Here is a 4,870-nt window from a genome sequence, read left to right on the forward strand (position 1 = left end):
TCTGTGGTGGAGTTAGCTATCCTGTCTTTGAACTCATCAGGAAAGTTCAACATGCATTTATCCATGTCAACTCCAATAATGCAGTCGGCGGTAGGGCCGATTTCGGCATCTTTTGTAATCTCAAAAGTTGATTTGTGATGAGATGTGACATTCTTATGGCCCTTGGTTTTAATTTTGAAAATCATGATAATAGATTGGCAATCATCAATATTAAACTAATGCAAAAGATGTTTTTTGATACCTCCACAATTGGAATAATCAGCATCAAATTACAATGAGGGAGTGTCCGAAATTAGCAGATTATGTTAATACTAATCACTAAAATGGATATTACTAAAAATTTCAAATGGATTTAAGGTAAATTTTAAAAATCCACTAAATTTATTTTTTATATAATTAAAAAACAACTTTACATCATTAATATCAAATTTAACAATTAAACAATTAAATATTCAACATTTTACAGTGAAAATTGGTTATTTTTAGAAGATTTGATATAGATAAAACAAGTGAGATATTAAAGGTTTAATAATTGCCTATTTCTTAAAATAAATATTAAAAAAACTTAATTTTGCTTATAAAAGAATAATTATAAATATGAAGGGATTTATAATTATTTAACAACAACACATACAATAAAAATAAATCACCTTCAGTTATAATTTACTGTTTTTAATATGATTTATTTTTTTCGATTTTAACAAATTTTTTCCCAAAAAATGGGAAAAATTTATTAAAATTCTTTTTTGTATTAATTGTTGTTAATTTTAAAAATAACAAATTATAAAAAGGAATGAATCAAAATGGGATTTGATAGTCAAACTTGTTTTATTTTAAAAGAAGTAGGTTCAAATTTGGATAAAAATCATATTGTTTTTACAGTTAAAATTCTATTTGAAATTTTTAAAGAAATTCGCCCAGAACTTTTTAAAAAAGATAAAAAAACACGGCCTGGTCCTAAACGAATATATAAAACTGGTGAAATGCTTCCTTTCATCAGTTTTGGACACGTTATGGAAATAACAAGCTGCAGAAAGCTAGAAAACTGGTGGAAAAATAATGATGAAACATGTCAATTCTTACTCAACTGTAAAAAACCATCAAAAACAACAATAAATGACTTCATAAACGACAATATGTATCTTATTGATGAATTTGACAAATATCTTGTGGAATTTGGAATAAAAACAGGATTAATCGAAGGAAACATAATTTATGCAGACGGAACTGTATTAAAAGGATATTGCAATCCACTTAATAACATGAATCCAGATCAAATAAAATACCTTAAAAAGTTCATTTTAAAGCATTACAAGGAATATAAAAATAATACAGGAGATTTATGGATAAAACTCCATGAATTTTTTTACAATGACAAAAATCAGGAAGAATTAAAAGATTTATATAAAAAACTCAAAAAAACAATCAATTCATTTGGAATACACTTATTAAAATTAAGTTTAAAAGGCCATCAAAGCTTAAAAAGAGTTTTAAAACGAATCAAAAAAATGGAAGCAAATATTAATAAAGATTACAGCATCAACACTGTTGATCCAGAAACACGACACATGGACGATAAAAAACGAATATCAGGATTAAATTACAATTATCAGCAAGCAATAGACGATAAATACGGAATGATAGTCACACACTACATAACACAACATCCAAACGATCAACAAGAAGCCATAGAAATAGTAAATCGCTTACAAAGAATATTAAACAAAAAAGAATTCACATTAGTAGTAGATCATGGATATTGGAACATAAACGTATTGCACCGGATATATAGAACCCCAACAAAGCTCATTATCCCCTGCAGAACAGAAGCGATGCGAAAAAATGCAAAACAAAGAGAAAAAAACAAAACAAGATTTGATGAAAAAGAAGCCAAAAAACAAAGATTCAAAAAATACAATTTCAAATACCTGCCAAAAGAAGACGCATATTTATGCCCCGCAGGCATAAAACTAACAAGAAAAGACAATGAAATAAGAAAAGAAGGCGCTAATAAAAGATATGGTTCCAAAAAATGTCAAACATGTAGATATATTGTAGAATGTGCGAAAAATGAATACGGAAGAACACTCGTAGACAAATTTGACCCAATTTTAGATAAAATAAAAAAAGAATATTACACAGAATATGGTCAAACAGCATATTCTGGCCGAGGACCACATGCAGAAGGAGGATTCGCAATTTTACTTGAATCTCGAAATTTCAGAGGAATAAAAACAAAAGGAGTGAAAAAAGCAAACAACGAAATGACACGAACAACAATAACCCACAACATCAAAAAAATACACAAACACATCAACAACAAAACCCTAAAAAAAATATTAAACGAAATAAAGAAAGAAAAACAAAAACAACACATAAACATGAACATATTTGACAAATGGAAAAATAACTACATAATAAAAAATGAAAAAATCATAGATTTCAAAAATTAAATTAAAAAAATTCAAAGGAGAAAATAGCGGACACTCCCAATGACAAATAAATGAAAGTTAGGTCGATAATTTTATGACCTATCCAAAAAATAGTGAAATAATGGAATCTATAATTAATTAAAATGGACGGATTAGGAAAATAAAATAAAAGTATTAAACTCACATGCATGAAACGGTTACTTTACTTTAATTTTGTTGATTACCTTGGATTTGCCGTAGATAGTATAGATTTTGTAGGTTCCCTTTTTCAATTTCAACTTGATTTTGATGCTTGCTATTCCTTTTTTGTTGGTTTTGGCCTTGTACTTTTTGCCCTTAATTTTGAAGGTGATCTTTTTGCCTTTCAATGGATTTCCATTGGTATCAAGCAGTTTTGCTGAGAATTTTGTCTTTTTGCTTTTCTTGCTTGAGGTGATCTTTGTGGTAAGCACTGGTTTTACTGTGATTATATTTGAAACCCTGGTTCCGTTGAATTCGGCAGTAATGACGTACTGCTTTGGATTCAATCTGACTGAAAGTGTTGCATATCCATTTGAATCAGTTTTGATGTGATATGTCTTTCCATCCACATAGAATGTTACCATATTGCCCCCTTCGACAGGTTTGCCGTCATTTCCAAAGGCACGTACGCGATAAACGCTGTTTGCACCGAAGTAGTTTGCAACATCAGAGTTTTCCATCAGGATATTGTATATGGTTAATGTATTTGTTGCATTTTCCCCAGTCAAAGGATTCATGGCCACTATCTCATATGTTCCGGGACTCAGGTTAATGTTGAGCCTTACAATGCCGTTCGGGAAGGTGGTGTAGTTGTAAAGCTTGCCTGCAATCCTGAACATCACATCAGCATTTGACAATGCCTTTCCATTAAAGTCCTTGAAAATTGCGAAATACTGGACTCCGCTACCATACAGCTTAACCACATCTTCAGATTGAACAGTGGAGAGGACTTCAATTGTGCCTGTGGCATTTGAAGGATAATACGTATCGCTTCCCCTAAATTCCCCATAAACGTCATATTTTTCAAGAGTGTTGTTGATGTCAATATAGATCTTTCCGTCTTCATCGCTTATATATGCTGTTTCAACTCCCTTTACAGTGATATATACTGTTTGGTATGAGAGGGCCTTGTTTTTGGCATTTGTCAGGCTAATTACGAATTTCACATCACTGCCGTAATACTTTGTAACATTTTCACATGTCAAAATGGATTCAATCTGAGAATCCGAAACCTCAAACTGGCAGCTTGCCTTTGAGGAGGAGTAATTCTTATTTCCTCCGTAGCTTGCCTGAACTGTGTAGTTTCCAGGAGCGAGCCTTCCAAGATTAAGTGTGCCTGCACCGTTTCTAACATTTATCCTATATGATTTGGAACCGATCTGGACATTAACGCTGTCGGTGATGTATTCACCGCTTCGGGACATCAAGGTTATCTTTATGACAACATTATCACTCTTGCTTACGTCATTTGCCTCAACTGTCAATACAGATCTTGTTTGGGAGACGTTCAAGATGTATGTTGTGGTTGAGGAGTAGTAGTTGCTGTCCCCTCGATATGTGGCAATTATGGTGTATTGGCCATTCATAAGCGGAGCGATGAGCCAGCTGGCGGTTGAGTTTACGACATCCTTATCCCTTGGGGAGTAGTAGTCCACCATCCTAAATGAAACCTTGCCTGTCGCATTAGGAGACACCCTAGCATAAATCCTGATATTTTCATCGAGAACGACATCATCCACATACACTTCGATTGTTGACTGTGCCCGGGTTATTCTAAAGTCGGCAGACTTGGAAGCGCTTATGAACTGATTGTCGCCTGAATAGTCTGCCATGATGGTGTATCTTCCAACGTCAAGGCCTCCAAATGACCATGTTGCAATTCCTCCTTCAATCGCAGATGTGGCGCACAATCCGTCGACACTGAATCTCATGACTCCACCCGCATTGCCGTCGACCCTTGCAACCACTGTTATGGTTTCTCCGTATGAGGTTTCATTGACTGAGATGACAATGTCGGTTTCCTGAGTCTTTATGTAGAACTCGCATTCCAATGTGGCATTTTTGTGTGAATCATCACCTGAATATATGACCTTTAAAGTGTGCCTGCCCCCATCCAGATTGGATAGGAAAATACTGGCCTCACCATCTATTATGCCAACATCATGGCCATGGTCATCAACAACGAAGGTGATGTTGCCTTTTAGTCCGTCTGCCCTTGCAACAATCCTTTCGGTCTGACCGACAAATGCCTCAACAATATCCAAGACAATTGTTGGGTTGAGCTTTTCAACCTCAAATGATGTTTTCTGAGAAGTTGAGTTAAAAATTCCGTTGGCATAAAATGCTGTTACCTCCCATCTTCCGAAAGTCAGGTTTTTTATGACGTAAACCGCTTTTCCATCGATTATTGAGACTAA

At 33.9% G+C, this 4,870-nt stretch carries 3 protein-coding genes; 1 reads left to right on the forward strand and 2 read right to left on the reverse strand.

What is annotated here, in order from left to right:
• A partial coding sequence (locus ACJMLO_RS05005; protein ID WP_405294525.1) for a DUF371 domain-containing protein occupies positions 1-185 on the reverse strand: 185 nt, incomplete at its 3' end.
• A 618-nt stretch (positions 186-803) separates the two neighbouring features.
• Here ACJMLO_RS05005 and ACJMLO_RS05010 point away from each other — a divergent pair.
• Complete coding sequence (locus tag ACJMLO_RS05010) at positions 804-2,453, forward strand: transposase (RefSeq protein ID WP_405294527.1); 1,650 nt, start codon at positions 804-806, stop codon at positions 2,451-2,453.
• A gap of 176 nt (positions 2,454-2,629) precedes the next feature.
• Here the strand turns inward: ACJMLO_RS05010 and ACJMLO_RS05015 are convergent.
• The coding region (locus ACJMLO_RS05015) for an Ig-like domain-containing protein (protein WP_405294529.1) at positions 2,630-4,870 on the reverse strand (2,241 nt) is incomplete at its 5' end.

Source organism: Methanobrevibacter sp. (genome assembly GCF_045120835.1).
Lineage (GTDB): Archaea > Methanobacteriota > Methanobacteria > Methanobacteriales > Methanobacteriaceae > Methanocatella.